The 23,962-nt window shown below is 37.3% G+C and carries 22 protein-coding genes and 1 riboswitch; of the genes, 12 read left to right on the top strand and 10 right to left on the bottom strand.

Features of this window, described 5'->3' with window-relative positions; all coding sequences use genetic code 11:
* Positions 1 to 294: 294 nt before the first annotated feature.
* Positions 295 to 966 (top strand): RDD family protein, encoded by a 672-nt coding sequence (locus GMJ66_RS12135; protein WP_231514913.1) that lies wholly within the window; start codon positions 295 to 297, stop codon positions 964 to 966.
* Positions 967 to 995: 29 nt separating this feature from the next.
* On the opposite strand, the gene GMJ66_RS12130 is transcribed toward GMJ66_RS12135, so the two are convergent.
* Genes GMJ66_RS12130 through GMJ66_RS12120 form a run of 3 tightly spaced genes read right to left on the bottom strand, consistent with a single transcriptional unit; the run spans position 996 to position 2,915 of the window.
* Positions 996 to 1,322 carry a hypothetical protein gene (locus GMJ66_RS12130; protein WP_156290591.1) on the bottom strand — a complete coding sequence of 109 codons (327 nt, stop codon included), beginning with the start codon at positions 1,320 to 1,322 and terminating at the stop codon, positions 996 to 998.
* A gap of 12 nt (positions 1,323 to 1,334) precedes the next feature.
* Positions 1,335 to 2,270, bottom strand: a complete 936-nt coding sequence (locus tag GMJ66_RS12125; protein WP_156290590.1) for a zinc ribbon domain-containing protein — start codon at positions 2,268 to 2,270, stop codon at positions 1,335 to 1,337.
* A gap of 9 nt (positions 2,271 to 2,279) precedes the next feature.
* Positions 2,280 to 2,915: a zinc ribbon domain-containing protein gene (locus GMJ66_RS12120; RefSeq protein WP_156290589.1), complete on the bottom strand. Its 636-nt coding sequence runs from the start codon at positions 2,913 to 2,915 to the stop codon at positions 2,280 to 2,282.
* A 521-nt stretch (positions 2,916 to 3,436) separates the two neighbouring features.
* Positions 3,437 to 3,546, top strand: a riboswitch (SAM riboswitch).
* Positions 3,547 to 3,972: 426 nt separating this feature from the next.
* On the opposite strand from GMJ66_RS12120, the gene GMJ66_RS12115 reads away from it, so the two are divergent.
* The 4 genes from GMJ66_RS12115 to acsA all read left to right on the top strand — a co-directional run bounded on the left by GMJ66_RS12115 (position 3,973) and on the right by acsA (position 8,373).
* A complete protein-coding gene (locus GMJ66_RS12115) occupies positions 3,973 to 4,953 on the top strand; it encodes an aliphatic sulfonate ABC transporter substrate-binding protein (protein WP_156290588.1) in 981 nt (326 codons plus the stop codon).
* 23 nt (positions 4,954 to 4,976) lie between these two features.
* Positions 4,977 to 5,828 (top strand): ABC transporter permease, encoded by an 852-nt coding sequence (locus tag GMJ66_RS12110; RefSeq protein WP_156290587.1) that lies wholly within the window; start codon positions 4,977 to 4,979, stop codon positions 5,826 to 5,828.
* Positions 5,829 to 5,967: 139 nt separating this feature from the next.
* Complete coding sequence (locus tag GMJ66_RS12105; protein WP_156290586.1) at positions 5,968 to 6,702, top strand: ABC transporter ATP-binding protein; 735 nt, start codon at positions 5,968 to 5,970, stop codon at positions 6,700 to 6,702.
* Positions 6,703 to 6,714: 12 nt separating this feature from the next.
* Positions 6,715 to 8,373, top strand: coding sequence for an acetate--CoA ligase (acsA, locus tag GMJ66_RS12100; protein ID WP_156290585.1), 1,659 nt, complete (start codon positions 6,715 to 6,717; stop codon positions 8,371 to 8,373).
* A gap of 150 nt (positions 8,374 to 8,523) precedes the next feature.
* Here acsA and GMJ66_RS12095 read toward each other — a convergent pair whose 3' ends face one another.
* Positions 8,524 to 9,054, bottom strand: coding sequence for a Uma2 family endonuclease (locus GMJ66_RS12095; RefSeq protein ID WP_231514912.1), 531 nt, complete (start codon positions 9,052 to 9,054; stop codon positions 8,524 to 8,526).
* Between the two features lie 168 nt (positions 9,055 to 9,222).
* On the opposite strand from GMJ66_RS12095, the gene GMJ66_RS12090 reads away from it, so the two are divergent.
* The 3 genes from GMJ66_RS12090 (at position 9,223) to hxlB (ending at position 10,959) form a co-directional block, all read left to right on the top strand.
* Positions 9,223 to 9,600 (top strand): winged helix-turn-helix transcriptional regulator, encoded by a 378-nt coding sequence (locus tag GMJ66_RS12090; RefSeq protein WP_156290584.1) that lies wholly within the window; start codon positions 9,223 to 9,225, stop codon positions 9,598 to 9,600.
* 156 nt (positions 9,601 to 9,756) lie between these two features.
* Positions 9,757 to 10,398 carry a 3-hexulose-6-phosphate synthase gene (gene hxlA / locus GMJ66_RS12085; RefSeq protein WP_156290583.1) on the top strand — a complete coding sequence of 214 codons (642 nt, stop codon included), beginning with the start codon at positions 9,757 to 9,759 and terminating at the stop codon, positions 10,396 to 10,398.
* Positions 10,399 to 10,959 carry a 6-phospho-3-hexuloisomerase gene (gene hxlB / locus GMJ66_RS12080; protein ID WP_156290582.1) on the top strand — a complete coding sequence of 187 codons (561 nt, stop codon included), beginning with the start codon at positions 10,399 to 10,401 and terminating at the stop codon, positions 10,957 to 10,959.
* Positions 10,960 to 11,363: 404 nt separating this feature from the next.
* Here hxlB and GMJ66_RS12075 read toward each other — a convergent pair whose 3' ends face one another.
* The 6 genes from GMJ66_RS12075 to GMJ66_RS12055 all read right to left on the bottom strand — a co-directional run bounded on the left by GMJ66_RS12075 (position 11,364) and on the right by GMJ66_RS12055 (position 18,550).
* On the bottom strand, positions 11,364 to 12,587 hold the full coding sequence (locus tag GMJ66_RS12075; protein WP_156290581.1) for a YecA family protein: 1,224 nt from the start codon (positions 12,585 to 12,587) through the stop codon (positions 11,364 to 11,366).
* A gap of 547 nt (positions 12,588 to 13,134) precedes the next feature.
* On the bottom strand, positions 13,135 to 13,827 hold the full coding sequence (locus GMJ66_RS12070) for an MAE_28990/MAE_18760 family HEPN-like nuclease (RefSeq protein WP_156290580.1): 693 nt from the start codon (positions 13,825 to 13,827) through the stop codon (positions 13,135 to 13,137).
* A complete protein-coding gene (locus GMJ66_RS20725; RefSeq protein ID WP_231514911.1) occupies positions 13,824 to 14,201 on the bottom strand; it encodes a hypothetical protein in 378 nt (125 codons plus the stop codon). Before GMJ66_RS20725 ends, GMJ66_RS12070 begins: the two co-directional genes overlap by 4 nt.
* 397 nt (positions 14,202 to 14,598) lie before the next feature.
* Entirely contained in the window at positions 14,599 to 14,931 is a 333-nt protein-coding gene (locus tag GMJ66_RS20720; RefSeq protein WP_231514910.1) for a DUF262 domain-containing protein, read from the bottom strand.
* A gap of 13 nt (positions 14,932 to 14,944) precedes the next feature.
* Positions 14,945 to 16,234: a DNA methyltransferase gene (locus tag GMJ66_RS12060; RefSeq protein WP_197046683.1), complete on the bottom strand. Its 1,290-nt coding sequence runs from the start codon at positions 16,232 to 16,234 to the stop codon at positions 14,945 to 14,947.
* 669 nt (positions 16,235 to 16,903) lie between these two features.
* Positions 16,904 to 18,550: a PucR family transcriptional regulator gene (locus GMJ66_RS12055; RefSeq protein WP_156290578.1), complete on the bottom strand. Its 1,647-nt coding sequence runs from the start codon at positions 18,548 to 18,550 to the stop codon at positions 16,904 to 16,906.
* Positions 18,551 to 18,758: 208 nt separating this feature from the next.
* On the opposite strand from GMJ66_RS12055, the gene GMJ66_RS12050 reads away from it, so the two are divergent.
* The 4 genes from GMJ66_RS12050 (at position 18,759) to GMJ66_RS21190 (ending at position 23,545) form a co-directional block, all read left to right on the top strand.
* The gene (locus GMJ66_RS12050; protein WP_156290577.1) at positions 18,759 to 20,114 is read left to right on the top strand and encodes an aspartate aminotransferase family protein; all 1,356 of its coding nucleotides are present in this window, start codon (positions 18,759 to 18,761) and stop codon (positions 20,112 to 20,114) included.
* Between the two features lie 18 nt (positions 20,115 to 20,132).
* On the top strand, positions 20,133 to 21,269 hold the full coding sequence (gene ald / locus GMJ66_RS12045) for an alanine dehydrogenase (protein ID WP_156290576.1): 1,137 nt from the start codon (positions 20,133 to 20,135) through the stop codon (positions 21,267 to 21,269).
* 25 nt (positions 21,270 to 21,294) lie between these two features.
* Complete coding sequence (locus tag GMJ66_RS12040) at positions 21,295 to 22,755, top strand: CoA-acylating methylmalonate-semialdehyde dehydrogenase (protein WP_156290575.1); 1,461 nt, start codon at positions 21,295 to 21,297, stop codon at positions 22,753 to 22,755.
* A gap of 586 nt (positions 22,756 to 23,341) precedes the next feature.
* Entirely contained in the window at positions 23,342 to 23,545 is a 204-nt protein-coding gene (locus GMJ66_RS21190) for a MaoC/PaaZ C-terminal domain-containing protein (protein ID WP_156290574.1), read from the top strand.
* Positions 23,546 to 23,962 lie beyond the last annotated feature (417 nt).

Here is a 23,962-nt window from a genome sequence, read left to right as displayed (position 1 = left end):
ACACCTCAATCAGGGGGCATGGAAACGACATTATGATCAGAAAGATGAATCTAAACGTTACGTAAGTCCAAGGTAGCATTCCCGCTTCTTCAAAAATTCAAATAGAATACTATATAACAGTACAATCAAACGAGAAGAAGGCCAGAACCTCTACAAGGTGATTTTTCAATCTATAACGTTAAAGAATGCTTCCATCTTTGTCCCTACATGGAAGCAAAAGAATAATCCCCGTGCCTTCTTTTTTATAGTATAATTGTAATGCTTTTTTATTTTTTTAAAAAGGAGGGGTTCGTTTTGAAATGCTGGAATTGTAATCATGATGTTATTACTGGCTCGAAATTTTGTACAGCATGTGGGGAGTCACTGGAAAAGATGCATCAAGGGGAAACTAACCGATTCTGCCCTCAATGTGGTCAGGAAAGAGAAGGCAAGGAGAATTTCTGCACTGATTGTGGGTATCATTATGCGGGTAAGGACACTTCTACTTACATTGCTGCTGCGAGCGAGCAAGTGGATCATTCGACGTTTCAATCAAATGCACATCCATCGAATCAAGCTACATCCTATGCAAATATAAATTCGACATACGCGGCATTTGGTCAAAGAGTTGGCGCATCGATTATTGATTTTCTTATTTTATTCGCATTCATGTTTATTTTTTCATTATTGTTTCTTATGTATACATCAGACTTGGCTGCACAATTTTGGGGATTAATTATTGGCTTGGGATATAAAGCCGGTATGGAAAGTTCAAAGTACCAAGGAACATTAGGCAAATTAGCGATGGGAATTAAAGTAACAGATGATCATGGACAAAGAATCTCATTTGCAAGAGCGATGGGAAGATATTTCGCTTCTTATATTTCTGCGTTTATTCTTGGAATAGGTTATCTACTGGCATTGTTTACGGCAAAGAAACAAACAATCCACGATATGATTGCTGGAACAGTCGTTCATAAAAAGTAAGAAAACACCCGTGGATGGGTGTTTTCTTGTTATTTAGGAAATAAGGTAGTTGCCAAGGCCATATCCAACTCGTCTATGCGATCGTCATGATTAAGATCATACTCAAAATTAGTCCCCATATGGTTGAATTCAAACTGGTCCAATATCCCATTTCCGTTGAGGTCGGCTTGGAATGTATCGATGTGACCATCTGAATTCAGGTCACTCTGGAACTGATCCATGGCCATGTCATGGTTCAAATCTAATAAGTCCATCCCATTTTCATTAGATAGTTCATATATTTCTAAATCGGTTGCATCGACAACTTGATCGAAATTCATATCTAAGTGTGAAAACGGATCAAAATCAAATGTCATTGGATTTCCTCCTTAGGAAAAAAAGTTTTTAATACGTTCTGAAGTATTTTTTAGTTTCTTGCTTTGTTCTTGGTATGCAAACTTAAGTGAATTCTCAATTCGATTCGTTGTATCTGGGCGATAGGTGAAAGTAAATTGCTGAATATTCTCTTTAGGTTGCTGCAAAACCATGACATCGATTTTTTCATCTGTCATTCCATGGTCTTTTAAATATTTGATTAAAAGTTCTAAAGCAGGTGTGAAACCAAGTTTTCGTGACATGTTCAGCGCTCGATATTGCAATTTCTCTTGTCCAGCCATTTGATAGACCTGAGAAAGATAGAAAAAGTACTCAGCAATATAGTGATTATTCTTTTCTACTTGGATGGCCGAAGTTAGATATTTTATTGCTTTTAAATAAAATGCTTCTTGTTGTTCAGCTGATTCTTCATTAATTCCCATGTAAAAGAGTACTTTTCCTGTAATCATTAAATCGGTTGAGGATACTTCTTTCTTATTTATTTTTTCCATGCATAAAGCTAAAGCAGTGGATAAACATTTTCGAGGGTCGAACGCTTCAAAATCGTCATCCATTGCATTCAAACCAGATGCGACCCCTTTGGATACGGCAAAGCCTACTGGATTATAAATAATTCTAGCAACATTGACGCCTTTATTCATTTTTTGATAAGTAATAAACCCTTCATAATAAAACATCCACAACAATGGATTCTTTTGGTCTGCTGCAAGTTTTTCCTGCAAATCGGATAATCCGGATGCTCCTTTTAACGTGTCACCGATTAAAGTCACAATGGGTAAGGCTGATATTTCTGTTTTTAATGTTTTGGAAAGATTGCTGGTATCACTGCTTGGCTTTTGGGGGTGATGCTGGCTGATTACCTTCGTTCCACAATTCCCGCAAAACTTCGCGTTGACAACAAGTTTTTCCCCACAATTATGACAATACATGCTTTCACCCTATTTCTTTTTCTTAAATAAGAATATGATATTTAATGCGGCAGCTGCTATGAAAAATATCAGATAGCTTAAAAGTAATGCCAGTTCCCCTGCAACGATTTGGTGGGTATACATTCCTTGGTATTCTGCCCAATTCTTAAAGTCCATGTAGGTTGTATAAATTGGTATAATATTAAATAAGCTGATAATAGCAGGAATTAATAGGATATAGCTTTTTCTTTTGCTGCTTAAAAAGAGTAATAGAATTTGTAAAGCAATCATAATCAGCAGGGTCGTAATGACAAATGATTCCCCACCACCCCAGGATAGATACGAATTTAACCCGTTATCAGAAATAAGCATGATAATACCTAGAATAATTGCTACAAGAATAGTAGCGATGGTTATCGGTTTTCCTTTGGTAGTGCTGATATGTTGGTATTGTGTTTTGTTATTTTGAATTTTTGCTTGGCTTTGCTTCTGGCTTCCGTTTTGAATAGGCTGAGGATTCCGTTCAGTCTCTGATGTTTCTGAATAATGGGTGCTAGCTGTAACAGTTTCTGGGTTTTGCTCTAAGTCTATTCGCTTGGAACCACAATTCCCACAAAATTTGGCAGAAGCCTTTATTTCATTTCCACAATTTGTACAATAACTCATATTTCGTTGTTCTCCTATGATCTAAAAATTTATGATTCTATTTTACTTAGTTTTAATGATTACTAAGTCCTCCCTTCATTAGTACTATTTTACCAGAAATTATTCCATTTAGGGAAAATTTTTCAGGGCAGTAGGGTAGTGCCTTGGATCGATTGAGCCGCCGATTTGAACGTGCGTGACCTTTCTGAAATCGATTGAGTCAGGCGTCAAATCGTGCGCGACCCGATTGAATCAATCGGCACTGTCCCGAAATCGCACGAGCCAAAGACCAAACCGATCGGCACCGCCCTGGAATCGCGCTAGCCAAAGACCAAACCGAGCAACACTACCCTGAAATCACGCGATCCAAAGACCAAATTGTGCAGCACTAACCCCGAAATCGATTGAGAAAGAAATAAATAAGAATGGTAAAAACGACTTTTCCAAATAAGGATATATCCTCCTTCATAAAGTTATTGACAATAAAAATTACTCGTGATAATATGTATCACAAGATTGAAAATTAATAGATAATTTAGTGTTTCTTATCAAGAGTGGCGGAGGGACTGGCCCTACGATGCCCGGCAACCTACTAGGCTAATAGTTTAGTAAGGTGCTAATTCCTGCAGGAGAAGATCCTGACAGATAAGAAGAGTGGAACGTAGATGATAACCCTCTTCTTATAGGAAGGGGGTTTTTTAATTGGTATAAAAAAGATGGATTTGGTATGTGGGCTGAAAGTATTCTTTTATTTAACAAGACATATTGTAAGCGTATTTAAACAGATAATAAAATATAAAACTTTCTTATCTGTATAAGTGCAACTGGGGCGTTCACCTAAAAGTTTGGTGAACGGCAGGTTTTCTAAGGTTTCATTGTATTGGAATAGGGGGATGGTTCTCTGTTTGAGGTACCAAAAAATATAAAACAAGATAACAATACCACTACTAGGTGTAGGTGGATTCTAATTAGGTTGGTCTAAAGGTTAGCTGGTAGAGTTATTTAATTTTGAAAATGTCGACTTTTTAAGCGATCACAATCTATTCCCTTGGTCAATAATTAAAGGAGGTTATGGAAAATGAAAAAATTAATGTATTTAAGTATTGGTGTCATTGCTTTTGTATTGCTTGCAGGATGCTCGGAGGCGAGTTCGGGAGAGAACCCGGAGAAAATTAGACTGGATTATGCGTATTATTCGCCAACGAGTTTAGTTTTAAAAGAATTCGGCTGGTTGGAAGAGGAGTTTAGTGAGGAAGGTATAGGGGTTGAGTGGGTTTTAAGCCAGGGAAGTAATAAGGCTCTAGAATTCCTCAATAGCAATAGTATTGATTTTGGCTCAGCTGCTGGTGCTGCTTCATTAATGTCAAAAGCAAATGGGGCACCAATTAAAAACGTGTATATTTTTTCAAAGCCGGAATGGACAGCACTGGTAACGAATCCGGATTCTGGTGTGAAGACCGTTCAGGACTTGGAAGGAAAACAAGTGGCTGCGACGCTGGGAACGGATCCTTATATCTTTTTGCTTCGTTCCCTAAATGAAGAAGGAGTATCAGCCGATGATGTAGAGATAGTAAACCTTCAGCATGGAGACGGAGCATCTGCATTAACATCTGGTTCTGTTGATGCATGGGCAGGACTTGATCCGCATATGGCAAGGCTGGAACTGGAGTCTGATTCTGAATTATTTTACCGGAATCCTGATTTTAATACATACGGGTTTTTAAATGTGAGAGAGGATTTTTCAAAGCATTATCCCAACTATGTCCATCGGGTAATTGAGGTTTATGAGCGTGCAAGAAAATGGGTAATAGAGAACCCGGAGGAAGCAGCAGAAATTTTAGCGGAAGAGGCAAATATTGAAATAGACGTTGCTTTGAAGCAATTGGAACGGAATGACTTTTCAGAACCAATTCCTGGTGACATTCATCATGAAGCACTAGTGGAAGCAGGTCAAATTCTGCAAGAGGGTGGAGTAATTGATGAAGCAGCTGATATTGTGGAACTTACTACTGAATTAATAGATTCGTCCTTTGCAGAAGATGTAATTGGGAGTGAATAATACATTTTGGAGGAGGGAAGATCATGAAGCATAAAGGAGAGCTCGCATCACCTGTTGCGGTTACGAACCGAATAAATAAAAAGAAGGGTGAAAGGACAAAACGGGATTTTAGAGGTGGAGAGGCTGTAGCTTTGGGAAGTATTATACCGATAACGCTTGTCATTGTTTGGGAGATTTTTAGCAGGATAGGAGTGTTTCCCGCTTACCAACTCCCAGCACCGTCAGCAATTGTAGAAACGATACGGGAAATGGCACAGGACGGCAGCTTGTGGAATCATATTGGGATAACGACATTTCGGGTGTTAGTAGGATTTGTATTAGGAACTATAGCTGCGGTTATTTTAGGTTCTTTTGTTGGATTTTATAAAAAGGCTGAACAGCTATTTGATCCGATGATTCAGGCGTTTCGGTCGATACCGTCTCTGGCATGGGTTCCATTATTTATTTTGTGGATGGGAATTGGTGAACCGTCAAAAATAACGATGATTGCAGTTGGCGTATTTTTCCCAGTTTATTTAAATATTGTAAGTGGGATTACTGGGGTGGACCGGAAATTAATTGAAGTTGGTAAAATGTATGGTCTAAATACATTTCAATTAATTAAAAGGGTTATCCTTCCAGCTGCATTACCATCTTTTCTCGTCGGGTTACGCAGCGGTCTTGGCTTAGGATGGATGTTTGTCGTTGCAGCTGAACTGATGGGTGCAAGTAAAGGATTAGGCTACTTGCTAGTGCTCGGTCAAAATACACTTTCCCCTGAGACCATCATTGCAAGTATTATTTTGTTTGCAATAATCGGAAAACTATCAGATTGGATTTTGAAATTGGTTGAAAAACGAGCTTTAAGCTGGCAGGACAGTTTTGTTCCACGTTAGGAAAGTGTGAATTTTTAGCAAAGAAGTTTTTCGACGTAGCAAAAATTTTAACGTCCTAAGTATAAGAAAAACTACCCATTCGCAAAAGGACGAGCGAATGCGAGTTTTTCTAAAATCATAGGGATAGGAGGTAGATTAGGTGAGTTTGGAATTAAGAAATGTAAGTCGCTTATTCGACGGGAAGCAAGCAGTGAACAACATCTCTTTTTTTGCAGAGCATGGTGAAATTATTGGGCTCCTTGGAACAAGTGGTTGTGGGAAAAGTACATTATTGCGTGCGATATCCGGGCTGGATAGTGACTATGACGGCGACATCGCTATTAACGGAAATACGGAAAAAGAAATCCAGGACACGACCGGATTTATCTTTCAGGAACCGCGATTATTTCCGTGGTTAACGGTACTGGATAATGTCACCTTTGGGTTGAAGGGAGATAAAAAGGGGAAAATTGTCCGTGCCAAAGAGTATTTAAAAAATGTTGGTCTAGAGGAAAGTGGGGAACTTTACCCAAGGCAATTATCCGGTGGGATGGCTCAGCGTGTAGCAATTGCACGAGCACTGGTCACTTCTCCGGAAATCCTCTTATTAGATGAACCATTTAGTGCGCTGGATGCCTTTACGAAAATGCAGTTACAGGATTTACTGTTAGATATTTGGAAAGCCTATAAATCTACAATAGTTTTAGTAACACATGATATTGATGAAGCAACCTATTTATGTGATAGGATCATTATTTTACGAGGTCAGCCTGGGGAATTGCATAAAGAAATTAGGATCAAGGACCCCCGTCCACGTGATAGGGCAAGCAAGCAATTAGCAACCTATAAAGCAGAGATTTTAGAAAGCCTTGATTTGAATGTAAAAACTTCATAAGGAGAGATAACGATGTCAGAGATTATTCAAGCAAGTAAACGGATTCCACCCTTAAAAGGTCATTTATACAATTTATCCAATTATAATCAGATAAAAGCTGAATTTTCATGGGATGATATGGGAAGGGATTTTATTAGAGCAAACGGGAAAGTCAATGCTGCATATGAAACGATTGACCGGCATGTTGAGGAAGGATATGGTGACAAAATCGCCCTTCACTATGTAAATGGCGATGAAAAGCAAACCTATACATTTAAAGAGGTAAAAGAAAAGACGGATCATTATGCAAGGGTGTTAAAAAAAATTGGTGTGAAAAAGGGGGACAGAGTGTTTGTCTTCTTGCCAAAGACGCCGGAGTGCTATATTTCCATACTGGCCATCATAAAAATAGGGGCCATTGCTGGTCCATTATTTGAGGCGTTTATGCGTGAAGCGGTGAAAGAGCGAATTAACGACTGTGGGGGAAAGGTACTTATTACAGATAAAGAGATGGTGAAAAGAGTGCCGCATGAGGAAATTCCATCACTAGAAACGATATTGTTTGCGGAAGATATAGAAAGTGTACCGGTTGACGCTGCTACTGAGAATATCGTGGAATGGGTTGATCCAGAAGATGGCTTAATCATTCATTATACAAGCGGCTCAACGGGTAAACCAAAAGGAGTGTTGCATGCTCATCGCGCGGTCGTTCATCATTATATTTCCGGAAAATGGGTGTTAGATATAAAGGATAATGATGTGTATTGGTGTACCTCTCATCCAGGCTGGGTAACCGGCAGTGTTTATGGATTATTTGCACCATGGTTAAATAGAGCTACCATTGTAATTCAAGGTGGACGTTTTAGTGCGGAAGCTTGGTATCAGTTAATTGAGGATTTGAAAATAACGATATGGTACAGTGCTCCAACTGCTTTCCGTATGCTCTTATCTCAAGAGGATTTATTGGAAAAGTATGATTTGTCTTCAGTCCGGCATGTATTGAGTGTCGGGGAACCTTTAAATCCTGAAGTTATTTATTGGGCATGGGAAAAATTAGGTGTTCGTATCCATGATACTTGGTGGATGACCGAGACCGGTGGACATTTAGTAGTGAATTTTCCATCCGAGGACATCAAGCCCGGTTCGATGGGAAGACCATTTCCAGGAATTCAGGTCGGTATTTTAGATGAGGAAGGAAATGAATTGCCACGCGGCTCCATTGGCCAGCTTGCTGTTCGTACTCCATGGCCGGGATTAATGAAGGAAATATGGGGGAATAAAGAAAAATTTGATAATTATTTTAAATACGAAGGCTGGTATTTATCAGGTGATTTAGCCATACAAGATGAGGATGATTATGTATTTTTCCAAAGCCGGAGTGATGATATCATTAATTCCTCCGGAGAAAGAATTAGCCCATTTGAAGTCGAAAGTAAGTTAATTGAACATCCGGCTGTTGGTGAAGCGGGTGTAATCGGAAAACCAGACCCTATTCGGGGAGAGATTGTAAAAGCGTTTATTACTCTCCGTAGTGGATATGAGGAGTCGGAAGAATTATTGGAAGAGATTCGTTTATTCGTGAAAAATAATCTGGCAGCCCATGTCGCGCCAAAAGAAATCGAAATTCTCGACGAATTGCCAAAAACAAAAATTAGCGGGAAAATTTTGAGAAGAGAATTAAAGGCTAGGTGATAAGGACAAGGAGATAGGTATGTAGTGCACCCTAAAAGTTAGTTTTTCACTCTAACTTTTGGGGGGCACATCAAACCTGTCCCTGGTGGGTAGATGGACAAAGGGACATCCCTTAAGCAAATATTTGATATAACTCTATTTCCAAACCAGTTAAAACATGTACTGAAATAGTATCTCTTTTGTGAATACTCCTTGGAATTTATAATGTTCATCGGTTAAAAGATGTATCTCTACAGATTCGTTTACCGGGTCAACAAGCCAGTATTCCTTTACCCCTGCTTTTTCGTAGAGCTGATATTTTTTCCAGCGATCTAGTTTGACAGATGAAGGGGATAGAATCTCAATAATCATGTCTGGCGCTCCATTACAGCCTTGGTCGTCAAGCTTATTTTGATCACACACAACCGACAAATCGGGCTGAACTACATTATTTATATCGTCATCCTGTTTGTTCTCTGTTAATAATCTTACATCGAAAGGGGCAAAAAAAGCTTTAAATTCTTTCCCGCGCAAGAAAACTGAAAATGCAGTAAATAGCTCTCCAAGAATCTGTTGGTGTCTACGTGAAGGTGCAGGTGTCATATTGAAAATTTCTCCATCAATTAATTCAATCCTCTCCCCTTCATTCCATGTCAGATAATCGCCATATGAATACTTCCTTTTCTCGTTTGGGGCAGCCATCTAATCATTCCTTCAACGTGTATTTGAATATTATATTAACATAATCAAGAACATTCTACAGTTAACCTAGGTGCATTTTTGGTCTGGTTTCAAGTATACTAAAAGATAATAGTTACTTTTTGAATATATAGTATTAAAAAGTATACCTTCGAAAGGGGAGAAGAAATTTTGGGACATGTATGTGCGAAAGAATATAATTGTGAAAAAGAACTGACTTTAGATGTTATTGGTGGTAAATGGAAAATGATTATTCTTTGGCATTTGGGTAAGGAAGGTACTTTACGGTTTAATCAATTGAAAAGAATGATACCAGGTATTACACAAAGGATGCTTATTACGCAACTTCGTGAACTAGAATCGGATCTGATTGTTCGCAGGGAAGTTTATCCTGTTGTACCTCCAAAAGTGGAATATTCCTTAACACCTCAAGGAGAAACATTGATGCCGGTCCTTGAACAAATGTATAAATGGGGAATGTCGTATAAAAATTTTCTAGATAAATCATTAGACCACTCGATTGTGATCAACGACAGTGCTAGAAATTAAGGGTAGTGTGAAAAGACACTATCCTTTTTTTATGCAGCAAATCATTTTTACAGTATACTTTTCATCACTATATGAGTTAAAAGTGCGTACTTTTAAATTGAGATAGTTCGTTTTATAGTAAAGTGGTAAACCATTTTCAGGAAGGGGAAGACATACATGAAATTACAATTAGCATTAGATCTTGTTAATACAGAGGAAGCCATTGAAATAGTAAGTGAGGTTAAAGAATATATTGATATTGTCGAACTTGGTACACCTGTCATTAATAGAGAAGGGCTTCGTGCAGTGAAAGAAATGAAGAAGGCATTTCCTAATCTTCAAGTGTTGGCAGATGAGAAAATTATGGATGCAGCGGGTTATGAAGTTGCTGGAGCGGCTGAAGAAGGGGCTGATATTGTCACGATTTTAGCACAGGCAGAAGATGCTTCCATTAAAGGGGCAATAGAAGAAGCGAAAAAACAGGGAGTAGAAATTTTAGTAGATATGATAGGTGTCAAAGATATTCAAGCGCGTGCGGAAGAAATTGACAAGCTTGGAGCTGATTATATTTGTGTCCATACGGGATATGATTTGCAAGCGGAGGGTAAAGATTCATTTGCAGACCTTCATAAGATTAAAAAAGTAGTCAAAAATGCTAAAACAGCAATTGCTGGTGGAATCAAACAAGAAAAGCTGCAGGAAGCCATTAACGCAAAACCGGATTTGATTATTGTTGGTGGGGGAATTGCTAACCAGGAAAATAAAAATGCAGTAGCTAAAAGCATGAAGGAACAAATGGAACAAGGGGTAATTGCTTAAATGGTATTCTCAGAAACTACTTACACTACTACTATATTAAAGGAAATCGAAAAGTCACTCAACACTATCAATCATGAAGAAATGGAAAAATTTGCTGATGAGATTTTACGAGCAGGGAAAGTAATGGTTGCTGGTGCAGGTCGCTCTGGTCTAATGGCAAAAGCATTTGCAATGCGTATGATGCATATGGGGCTGGATGCTTATGTTGTTGGAGAGACCGTGACTCCGAACTTAGAAGAAAATGATCTGTTTATTATTGGCAGTGGTTCAGGTGAAACAAAAACACTTGTCGTGATGGCGGAAAAAGCAAAAAGTATCGGGGCGAAAATAGCTGTTATGACGATTAACCCGGAATCAACAATTGCTCAATTATCAGACTTAAGCATCAAAATAGAAGCGCAAACAAAAGGAAATGATGACAGCAAGGAGTCCGTACAGCCTATGGGGTCCTTATTTGAACAATCGCTCTTATTGGTGTATGATGCGATAATTTTAAAATTAATGTCCAAAAAAGGATTAACCGCCAAAACTATGTATGGAAGGCATGCTAATTTAGAATAGATGGGTTAGACGCATTGGCCATGTATCGATGGTTAAAGGATTTAGGTTTGAAATTAAAAAAAGGGAACGGGGTGTTTATTAGACCTTGTTCCTTTTTTTATACTTTTTCTTCTTTTTTAAGGTCAACCTCGTGATGTTTTGCTTCTCTTTCCATGTTATCATCCCTCCATCATATGGTATGGTTGCTGGGGTCTGGAGGATGGGTGCCTGTTACTTCCCGGATTTTGTCAAAAAATGTCGAATTTTAGTGTGTTGTAGGGTTATAAGCGTATTCCCAGTTCTTTATAATCAATTATTTAATTATACCACGCGAGAGCCGAATGAAATCGCACGAAGATAAACGTAAATCGCGCGACTCCCAACCTTACACCAAGAATTTAACGTGTCTCTAACGCTACCTACAATTATCTCCCACAACATTTCTTATACTTTTTCCCACTTCCACATGGACAAGGATCATTTCTACCAACTTTTTCTTTTTTATTACTTTTACTAGATTTGAATTTCGTTTTTGGTAATGGCTGTAGCGTTCCTTCTTCCTGTGCTCTTAACTCCAATGATGAATAACCTTTCAAAAACCATTGTTTCGTGTTATTCATTAAATTAACCACTTTGTCCATGAATGCCTGCATCTCATCTATTCCATTAAATTCAAATGTATCGGCTAAATATTCCATCACATCTTGCAGACTGTCTCCATCCTTCGTTGCAAGCACACAGTCTTCTAAAATACTCCATGCTCCCTCTTCCGTAATTTCATAATGCTGCATGATGTGGTTGAATAATTGGATATAGCTTTCGTTCTTTTCCATAAAGTCTAGTTCACTGGCCTGGAGAAGCTGATTTTTCGAAAAGGGATAAAAGGAGACATCTTTTCTCATCCGTTGTTCCCTTGTCACTAATTCCGGATTGGTTACATACACGTTTGACAAACCATATTCATTAATATAGTACGTCTTATAATAATCCTCTCCATTGTAAATGAAGGAAATATATTCTGAAAAAGTGAAGAGATCTGTGACATAAGATTCCAGTAGCTTTTCTAATTGTGTAACATTTAATGTTCCATAATAATGTAACATCCCATTAGTAAGCTTGATCCATTCTGTATTTCTCTTTACTGCAGCCCTTACTTTCATATTTCTTTCCAGGGAAAGGACTGGTTCAATTAATTCAACAGGCAATGCTAAAACATTTTTATTCTGAAACGTTCCAGTATAAATGATACCGCTATTACGAAGATATTGGATTTTAAATGATTCTAAATCAGGCGAAGGGATATAACCACCGTTTTTCGCTATTTTGGTTAACAGCCTAAAGCGCTCGGTATCCCACCCAAGGCATACTTCTTCAAGAAGCTCGGGTATTTTTTCTTCTAATACTGCGATGAGTTTGGCTTTATTAAAACTGCTTACCCCTTTTAATTCGAAAAACTTTCTTATATCCTCTAATTCGTATTTCCTATAGTTACTTAATCCTTCATGTAACGTAAAAGGAACATTTACGCCGTTTCCCCAGTATCTCTGTTCTAAATTATTCCTGAGATCTGTTCTCATATCTTCTAATCCAGTTAAAGGATACTTTATGTTCTTTTCTAATTCTCTATTTGCATTGTTTTTGTTGCTCATTATAAACACCTCGTAGACTATTATAAAGGATTTTGAGATGGAGGGATAGGGGGGAGTCTATGAGAATAGAATTATAGATTGAGTTAGGCCAAGGCATAATGTGTTTGATTGATTATTGGGGCAGTGAACCTGTCCGAGGGCATTGTAAGTAAAAATCGATTCTATTCGACAAAATTCGGGAAGTAACAGGCACCATTAAAGCACCCCGGCTTGGGCCAATGGGTCAGCTTCCAGCTGCGTTAATGTGCTAAAGTGCACAAGGCTAAAAGGAGAGTGGCTCCCAGGCAATGGGGGTCTGACATCATAGCCTACAAACCACATCGCTCCTTTGGGAGATGGCCAACCGCCCATCCTCTTTATGTAGTTACCTTACTTATAATTATAGCTATATTCTATAATATTATCTATTAATTAAGGAGAGTAGATCGCAGGAACCTACTCTCCTTTCATATATTATATACTTAAGCACATTTACGTAGCGATGGCCAACCCCATAGCCAAGATTCAATTAATCCCAATACTATTGATTTTAATTAATAAAGGTAGATCATGTTATCCCCTCTTTAAGGTATACCTTATTTTCCAGTGCCTTAATAATCATGATTTTAAGTTCATCTATAATACCAAATGTCGCTTTTTCAATTTTATTATAATCGTCTTCATTAATACCCTCTTTTTCAGTTCCATGTGCAATATTATTTCTTTTATTTAATAAAAGGTCTATTTTACCTTCATAATGCGCAAAACTATCATATGGAAATCCTAGTCTAAAAAGTAACTTCCTTAGAACTACAGGCTTTAGGTTGGATTCGGTATCTATTATCTTTTCAGGAATTACTACTTTTTCCTTCCAAAGGTCGTCCATAGCACTTAAGAAGTCTACTTGACGAGAATACCTATGTAATTTTTCATCTTCAGGCAATAACTTTTTAAAGAATTTATTTTTTTTATCTTTGTTATCATAAGCCCTAAATGCTTCCTCAAATGAAGCAGTGGCAATAAAATTGTTTACTTGAGATCTAGAAATTCTTTTTATATTGATCTCGTGTACGTAAATCAGAAATAATGTTTTGCAGAATCCTTCATAATGTGAATAAAGCATAACAACAAGTGACTTACGATATTTCTCCCTATCACTTTCCTTAGAGATATTGGATAACTGATTTTTTAAAAAGCGGATTTCATTTGATCTCCATGTAATTTCTTCTTCAATCTGTGCACGGATATCTAAAATATTCATAGTAACCGCTCAACTCTTTTTTCCACAAAATTTATTCTTCCGTTAAGAGGTGCAGAGTAATTCTTACCTCCGCCAGTTGTCATCTTTCGAAAATCGGCATCATTCTTTATATTCATAAATTCTTTTTTTAGTTTTTCAATCATATCTGTGTTGGTAGTATCAACTTCCTCTAGAACCTTCTGAATACCCAAGGAAAAAGCTTCATAATGATAAGTTAAAAACCTAGTTATCAAGTTACCATGCTTATTTGTTCCTGAAAATATTTGATTATCTAACGTTTTACTTAGTATCTCAAATGTCTTTTTGAACAGTTTTTCTTCTTTTTCATAATCGAATACCACAGTGGTGTTCTCTGGGTCAGAAACTTCTTCCAAATAATCTGTTAAGAATTCTCCCACATCATGTTTATAGTTGTCTCGGTAATTTTTAAATGCAAAAAATCTAAGTACAAGCTCTTGATCATATCGTTGCTCTTTTTTTCACTGGATATATTACTTATACAATTTTTAAATGAATCCACATTACTCATTTTCACAATAAATTGGTTAAAATCATCATTCAATAATTTAATTGTACTGTTTCTAATCTCCTGTGGCTTAAGGTTTTCACCACCAGTGTTTAACCTTTTAAACATATAATACCTTAGCCGCTGGTCGCTTTCTTTTCTCAAAATCTCCACTCGAATAAAGTTTCTCTTTAACTTAATAGCCAAAGCTTTTGGTAAATCATCATAGGTATGTCCATTTAATTCAGGTACAATATCGCAATCACTTAATTCAAGTCTTTTAAAAGTACCATCTTCATTTTTCCTCTAAAATGTAAATAAGAAGAAATTCGTTGTAAGCCATCTATTAATTCATAAACACCCTCTTCTCGCTCAATGAAAAAAATAGGCGGAACTGGCATTTCAAGAATTAACGATTCTATAAATCTTGACTGACTCCCTTCAGTCCATCTAAATAGCCTTTGATAATCTGGAGATATCAAAAGTTCTCCATCCTCGTACATATCCATTAATTCATTAAAAGACAAATCCAAACTTTTTGTTCTTACTTTTTCTATTTTTTGATCAACAGCATTCACTAAATCGATACCACCTGACAAATAAAACACCACCCTATTCTTTTTTTTGGAATATTAATGCAGTCTCTTTTACAGAAGAGTTTTTTCTGTATTTTTTGGTCCCTTGATGGATTGAGGCTAAAGTCCGTTTGTTATGATAGCTTATCTTGTTTTCAATCTTCCAAGATACCTCTTCTACCATTTCCGAAAAAACAGCCGATAAATCTATCAATATATCCTTATAGTAAGAGTCTTGAACTACCAAAACACAGTGACTTCCTTTTTTCATGACACGATTTATTTCTTTAAGCGACCTATACATTGAATTAAAATATTGTAGATATATTTTATAATAATATGAAAGAGATGCTTTAGATTCATGTTCAGAAACTAATTTCAAGAAATAATTAGCGGTTTTGCCCCATTCATTTTTAACTACTATTTCTTCTTTTGAGATTGTAGGTGTACCTATCATCTTATTTCTTAAAGTACTAAAATATTCATCTGAAGAAAATCCTAATAATGCTAATTCTAAAACGGTAGCAATAGCATAGTCTATTCTCGTACAATATGGAGGTGATGCAATAATCGCATCTACGGAATCATTAGGAAGAGGTAAAGATTCAGATGTACTAACAGATAGGATAATATCATTGTTTTTTTTATTAATTAAATTTGGGCTTTCTAAATCAACAGAGGATGCCATTTTAGATATATTATTTAAGAATGATTCATATACTATACTTTCATTAACATTTATTCTTTCACTTGCTAATTTTGGTCTCTTTACCCAGGTTGGATTTGATGATCTAAATACAGATAAAAGCTCCTTTATTGTCTTAAATAAGGCTAAGTAATAAAATGCAACTTCATTTGATATGTTTTCATAATTCTTTACTTGCAATTTTTTTTTATCATGAATTTCATTTTTCTCCAAAATAGCCCTTTCCAATTTCCTAAATGGTAAAATACTACATGGATTTAACCATACACCGAGTGGATCAGTCTGTACATGCTCATCTGTTAAATAGTATGATTTTCCTTTATTAATTAATTCATTGCTTTCCTTTTCAGCATTTACCAAACTTATATAATCAATTCTCTTCGCTTTTGCGACTATTACCATTACAGGATTGATGTCATAACCAATCGCTCTATATCCTAACTCTTCAACAACTTGTGTCGTAGTACCAATACCATTCCATGGATCTAGAATAATTGAGTTCGAAGGGAGATTTAGATATTTTATCGTATCTTCAACAAATTCTGGTGAGTATCCTGCATAATAATCAAACCAATTCTCTTTACAATTTTTAGTATTATAATTTCTTTTCGGATTACTCAATCTTATACTTCCCACTATTTTCAACCTCATTTCATCTCAATACACTATATAAATATATATTAGACTCATTTACCTAATACATCAATGATTAATATTTCAAAAACAACTGCACATTCCTCTCAACGTTTGTGTCGATCTTGCTACACTTAAGAATTCTATTCTGTTCCATAAACATTGCACCTTACCAGGCCCAACATCCAGAACTAAGTAACAGACTCCCCATCTTCGAATAATCAAAATAATATGAGAAGCATCGGGACGGTTCGAGGTCAGTGAAAAAGTGGGTATTTTTGTGGAGTATAATAAAGGTATGCTAAAAATAGATGGCGAATTCCTGGCTGAAAGGATACGGACTGCCATTAGCAAACCTATCGCGTTCCTTTATTAAAAAGCTTGAGGTTCAAAGGATAGCTGAAGTACAAATTTTTGCTGATGGTGGTGTTATTCAGTTAAAATTCCATAATAAAATAAGCTCTGGTTAAACCAGGCTTATTTTCACTTTGGGAAAGTATAAAATTTTAGCAAAGAATGACAATCGCCGTAGCTAAAATTTTAAGGTCCTAAGTATAAGAAAAACGATCATTAGACAACGATTACGATATCCATCATAAGGAATCACAGATTTGCTATGACTCCTTATGGTTTGCGGGAAATGGACGATTAGCAAGCTTATTGTAATGTTATATTATCATTTTCTGAATTATTATGGATGAGTGAGTAGGCACTAACAGCTAACTCAATAGCCTGCCGGTTTACGGGTTCCATAAATTCTTCTCCTAGTAACTCCTTGATTTTCTCTAAACGATGATACAGTGTTTGTCGGACAATGAATAGACGGTCCGCAGTTTCCTTTTTGGAACCCATTGTTTCAAGATAAACAGAAAGGGTTATAAGCAGGTTTCCTTTCATTTTTTGATCATATTCTAATAGAGGTCCCAAGTGGTCCCATACAAACGACTCCAATTCTTCATGATTAAACAATGAAATTAACAACCGGTAAACCCCAATCTCTTCATAAAACAAGGCATTCAAAATATTCGTTTTCTGTATAAAGAGTACGTCGTTTGCTTCCTGATAGCATTGCGCAATATATGAAAAATCCTTTTGAGGTTTACTGATACCAACAGAAAGATCATTTCCAACAAGAACATTTTTCTCCTGAATTTGTTTCATTGCATTGGTGACCTGAATAAAGCTCTCTGTATCTTTTTTGGCATTACCATTTTTATAAAAAGAAGCGATAATTGCAATTTTATCTTTGGTCACGGACATGGCAGGGAAAAATCCGTAATTTTTAAATAAGGACCTTAAAATGATTGATTGCTGCAGCTTTATTTCTTCCCAATCCTCTTCTTTCATATCTTTATTATTTGAGCTACTCTCTATAAGAATGACTCTATAAAAAAGGTTTTTCGCAGGGGAAGGCAGTACTTTATTAATCTCCGAGGAGTGGTATTCCTCTCCATTCACTAATTTTTGAACGATTTCTTCCTCCTGGTTTTGCTTTCTTTCTTCTATGGTTCTATTTCGCAGCATGATTTGCGCGATGGCCAAGGCAGCACGGTCTATGATGGAAAATGAAAATTCATCCAAGTCATTCTCCCTCTTTTGTAAGCATAAATTTCCCCATGAGTGTCCAAGTCCTTTAATCGGGAAGAAAATATAGTATTCATTATCCAATAGATGTTCTTTGTAAGGTTCTATTTTCATTAATTTATCCATAAGTGAATGAATAGACTCTGTGCGATTTTTAATTTTAGGAGGATAATAGAACGTTTTTGTGTCATCGGTCAAAAGTAAAACGGCACTATCAAAATGGTAATGTAATTCTTTTAGGATTTTTAAAATGCCATTTGGTTCTAAAGAAAGTTCATTAAATTGCTTGGAAAGTACATGAAGTTTATTCAGCATTTGATGATGATGGTTAATAAGGATGGTATGTAAGTCTTGGGTGATATCTACAAATTTGACGATTTGTTCAAAGGTGATAATGGGAAAGTTATGTTGGTTGGCAAATTCTATAATTGCAGGGGATACCTCGGTCACATTTGTTCCTAATTCAATACAAATCCCTGCAACATCTTTCTCAATCAGTTTATTAATCTTTGGAATTCCAACCGGTGAATCAAATTGGATGTTAGATCCGGTAGTTAGAATCAATTCGCCTCCATTTATAAACGACTCAAAATCATCCATTTCCAAAATATGTGTCCACTTAACTTCCCGGTATCCACCTCCTAGTCCCGCAATTAATTTTGCGTGATTAAATATGTCTCTGGCCAGTACATCCTTTATCGTTACTTTCCAGCTTTCCATTGCAAGCCCTCCACATCGTAAAAGAAAAAATGAAATGATTTTACATTATGTAAAATGCTATCTTCTGCAAAACTTTATAAAATAAATTATGTAATATAATAAAAACTGTGTCAAATCCAATAAGTAGAATTCTTGAAGTAAGGAATATCAGGTATTACAAAGTGGACGATTTGTTAAAAAGTGAGCCATATGAAAGGAGAAGGTATGGATGGAAATGTTAGAAAAGCAGTCCCTGGTTGAAAAAGATCGCCAAAACGTTTGGCATCATATTTCACCTTATAGTGAAAAAAATCCTCCGATGATTGTGGAGGAAGGGGAAGGTTCCTGGATTACGGACCATAATGGGAACAGGTACTTAGACGGAATGTCCGGGTTATGGTGTGTTAATGTTGGCTATGGTCGTGAGGAATTAGCACAAGCAGCCTATGAACAAATCAAGAAAATGGCTTATACACCGATGACACAAAGTCATCTACCGGCTATCCAGTTATCTGAAAAGTTAAATGAAATGCTTGATGATGAATATATGATTTTTTACTCCAACAGTGGTTCAGATGCTAATGAAGTGGCATTTAAGATGGCCCGTCAATATCATCAGCAGAATGGCGATACAAATCGTTATAAAATTCTTTCCAGGTATCGTGCTTATCATGGAAGTTCAATGGGAGCGCTATCAGCCACAGGGCAAGCATTAAGAAAATATAAGTACGAACCGCTTTCTTCCGGGTTTTTACATGTTGCACCACCAGATAATTACCGGAAACCAGAAGGGATATCTATAGAAGAATATAATTTACAAAGAGCAAGAGAAATTGAAGAAACGATTATTTGGGAACAAAAAGAAACCATTGCTGCAGTCATCATGGAGCCGTTAATAACTGGTGGTGGCGTACTTATTCCCCATCCAGTTTATGTACAAGAAGTGGAGAGAATTTGTAAACGTCATGGAGTCCTTCTTATCATCGACGAGGTGATTTGTGGATTTGGAAGAACTGGTAAGTCTTTCGGGCATAAGCATTTTAATATAAAACCAGATATGATTACGATGGCAAAAGGTTTAACAAGTGCGTATTTACCATTATCGGTAACCGCGGTTCGAAAAGATATTTACGAAAAATTTAAGAGTGGTGAAGATAACAGTTATTTTCGCCATGTAAATACATTTGGAGGAAATCCTGCTGCTTGTGCGTTGGCACTAAAAAATATTGAAATTATGGAGAGAGAAAATTTATTTGACCGCTCTGTAGAATTAGGTAATCGTCTTTTAAATGGGTTAGATGAGCTGAAAAGTTATACAACGGTTGGTGATATACGAGGCCTTGGTTTATTAGTTGGAATAGAAATGGTAGAGGATAAAGTGACTAAAGAACCAGCCCCTAAAGAACGGGTTGGAAAACTAATCGCAGCATGTAAAGATAATGGTTTAATCATTGGTAAAAATGGAGATACCGTTGCGGGTCATAATAACATTCTAACCCTTAGCCCTCCATTATCTTCTAAAGATGAAGATATTGATTATATTATTGCTGTTTTAAGGAAAGTTTTTAAAGAAAATGAGGTATAAGCAAAAGGGGGAAATGTAATGAAAATCGGTATACCAAAAGAAATAAAGAACAATGAAAATCGGGTTGCCATTGCTCCATCAGGGGCGGATGCCCTCGTTAAGGCAGGCCATGAAGTGGTTATCGAAGCTGGGGCAGGTCTTGGCTCAGGCATTACGGATGAAGAATATAAGAAATCTGGTGCTAGAATTGTTGGGACGACAGAAGAAGTCTGGTCTCAGGAAATGGTGATGAAGGTGAAAGAGCCATTACCAGAGGAATATAAATATTTCCGAGAGGACTTACTATTATTCACTTATTTACACTTAGCTGCAGAACCGGATTTGACAAATTCTCTAATAGAATCAAAGGTTACGAGTATTGCTTATGAAACGGTTCAGGAAAAAGATGGATCCCTTCCTTTATTAGCACCTATGAGTGAAGTTGCTGGAAGAATTGCCACGCAAATTGGTGCACAATTTTTGGAAAAAACTCGTGGTGGAAAGGGTATTTTACTAAGTGGAATCCCTGGTGTGAAAAGAGGAAAAGTAACGATTATTGGTGGGGGAGTTGTAGGAACCAATGCCGCCAAGATCGCCCTTGGACTTGGTGCAGAAGTAAGTATTCTGGATCTGAGCCCTGCCCGTTTAAGAGAGTTGGATGAATTATTCGGAAATCAGGTAAATACGATTATGTCCAATCCATTCAATATTGCTGAAGCTGTTGCTGATTCGGACCTAGTGATTGGTGCTGTGCTAATTCCGGGTACGAGAGCACCTAAACTGGTGACAGAAGAGATGGTAAAAGCGATGAAGGACAAAGCTGTTATTGTTGATGTAGCAATCGATCAGGGAGGAATCTTTGAGACCAGTGATCGTATTACAACGCATGATAATCCAACATATGAGAAATATGGGGTTGTTCATTATGCGGTAGCAAACATGCCAGGAGCCGTTCCGCAAACCGCTTCACTTGGTCTAACCAATGTAACTTTACCTTATGCATTGCAAATAGCAAACAAAGGACTAAGGAAAGCAAGTGAAGGAAATGAAGCTATTTATAAGGGGATTAATACGGTAAATGGCCAAGTTACTTATAAAGCCGTTGCAGAAGCACATGGCCTCACATACCAAGATGCAAGACAATTATTGGAAGAAAAGGAAACTGTAATTCAGTAAGATAAAATAGTTAGGAGGAATTCAATTGACACAAACAACAGTACAAACAGTGAAAAACTATGTAGGTGGTAAATGGATAGAAGCGAAGGCAGACAAGACGGAACCTGTATATAACCCTGCAACTGGGGAAGTTATTGCAAACGTACCAATTTCCTCACAAGAAGATGTCGACTACGCAGTAAAGGTAGCCGAAGAGGCCTTTGAATCATGGAAGGAAGTTGCTGTACCGAAACGTGCTCGCATTCTATTTAAATATCAGCAATTACTAGTAGATAACTGGGATGAACTTGCTAGATTGATAACGATTGAAAATGGGAAAAATTTTGCGGAAGCATATGGGGAAGTGCAAAGAGGGATTGAAAATGTAGAATTTGCTGCAGGTGCACCTTCTTTAATGATGGGAGAACAACTTCCGTCCATTGCAACTGACTTAGAATCTGGTGTGTATCGTTATCCAATCGGTGTTATTGGAGGAATTACTCCATTTAACTTTCCGATGATGGTACCTTGCTGGATGTTCCCAATGGCGATTGCAACAGGGAATACCTTTGTGATGAAGCCATCAGAACGTACACCATTATTGGCTAATCGTTTAGCAGAGTTATTGGAGGAAGCAGGATTGCCTGCGGGTGTATTTAATATCGTTCACGGGGCTCATGATGTTGTAAATGGTTTGTTAGATCATAAGAAAGTAGCGGCCATTTCCTTTGTTGGATCACAACCAGTAGCAGAATATGTTTATAAACGTGGAACGGACAATTTGAAACGAGTGCAGGCACTTGCTGGTGCTAAAAACCATTCTATCGTGTTAAGTGACGCAAATTTAGATAATGCTACAACGCAAATTATGAATGCAGCATTCGGTTCTGCTGGAGAACGTTGTATGGCAGCCTCTGTCGTAGCGGTTGAGGAGTCGATTGCGGATGAATTTATTTCCTTGCTTACACAAAAAGCGAATGAAATTAAAATCGGCAACGGTTTAGATGAAGGGATTTTCCTAGGCCCAGTAATTCGGGAGCAGCATAAGGAACGCACAATGAATTATATTGAAACGGGTGAAAAAGAAGGAGCCAAACTCGTTCGTGACGGTAGAAAAGATGAAGCGGTTAAACAAGAAGGATACTTCGTTGGACCTACGATTTTTGATCATGTTACATCTGAAATGAAAATTTGGCAGGATGAAATCTTTGCACCGGTATTATCCATTGCACGTGTGAAAGATTTGGACGATGCTGTTCATTTAACTAATCAATCCCGATTTGCGAATGGTGCATGTATCTTTACTAGAGATGGTGGAAGTGTTCGTCAGTTCCGTGAAACTATTGATGCTGGAATGCTTGGGGTTAATATCGGTGTCCCTGCACCAATGGCATTCTTCCCATTCTCTGGATGGAAAGATTCCTTCTATGGGGATTTGCATGCTAATGGGAAAGATGGGTTGCAATTTTTTACAAGGAAGAAAGTTATTACGACGAAATGGGTTTAAAATATAGATAAAAAGTTGGATTAAAGCATGTGGTGTTTTATGTTAGGAGAGAGTAGTCCAGTTTGAAACCATAAAAAATCGAGCACTTTGATAGTGCTTGATTTTTTTGTGCGGTGTGTTATGAGGGATGGTAGGTGAAAGCGTTTTGCATAGCTCAATAGCTTAACGAGCAATCTAGCGTCTAAATCGTGCGACAGCCTTCCAAACCGCTTAGACTACATTGAAAAATATACGCAATATAGAGTTACAAAGTTATTCGAATATAGGGATGAACGAATGGCTAAGAACCTAGAGTATTTGTCGCAGTAAATCTATCCAAACGAGAAATTTATTATTTGGATCCATAATTTTCACATTAGAAAAGAAAGTACTTGCAAGTCTTTTATCTCCTTACCACTTATTTGTAGAAAATCTTACTGATGCAATGAAAAAGGGTAGTTTTGTAATAGGATTATACGCAAAGGAAGGTAAAATGGTAGATTACAACGGGCGTGAATACACAATGCAAAAGATAAAATAACAAACAATTGGAGGGGAATCTAAGTCATTCTCCATATGAAAACTGCTTTACTTCTTGTAAATTGAAATGGAGGCTTTTAAGAGGCCGATTGCGTATGGAATGCTCATCATGGGAGTTGGCGCAGAAATCTGTTTTACCCTCTTTGAACCCCGTTTTTTCGTATCCGAGTATGAAATGAATTTCTTGAAACCGGTATTTGTCAATGATGAGATACAACTAATTGGGAGGGGCAAAGTCATTCCCCATGGCTTGAAATTAGAGGGGAAGTAGCAGGAGAAAAAGTGGTAAAGGGAATGGTGAGATATCAGAAGGGATAGGCAGATGGATAGTACGTATACTTATATCAAACTCCATCGCCTCTTTCATTCAAGAGCTGTGTTCTTCAAAAATTTGTTTTTATTGAAACGCCTAAAAATATAACCGACAAAATTCAACAAAATTCGGGAAGTACCAGGCACCACGGAAACGCGGGCTGGGTGTCAAAATTGAGCGGGAAGTGCTTATCAAAACAAGTGAGTCGAATACCGAATCAGGCTACATCGGGTTAAAAAATGGCGCGGCCTCACCTCTAATTCGGGCGCCACCACCTCAAAATCGAGTGAGGCTGACATCAAATCCAGTGTCCCTCACCCCGAAATCGAGTGAGGAACGCCCCAAAAGATTGAGTGACCGCACTAGTTGAAGCAG

The sequence above is a fragment of the Oceanobacillus salinisoli genome, from assembly GCF_009733865.1.
Taxonomy (GTDB): Bacteria; Bacillota; Bacilli; order Bacillales; family Amphibacillaceae; genus Oceanobacillus; species Oceanobacillus salinisoli.
The sequence above is the reverse complement of the archived record's forward strand: the minus strand, read 5'-3'. Positions and strand labels throughout refer to the sequence as shown.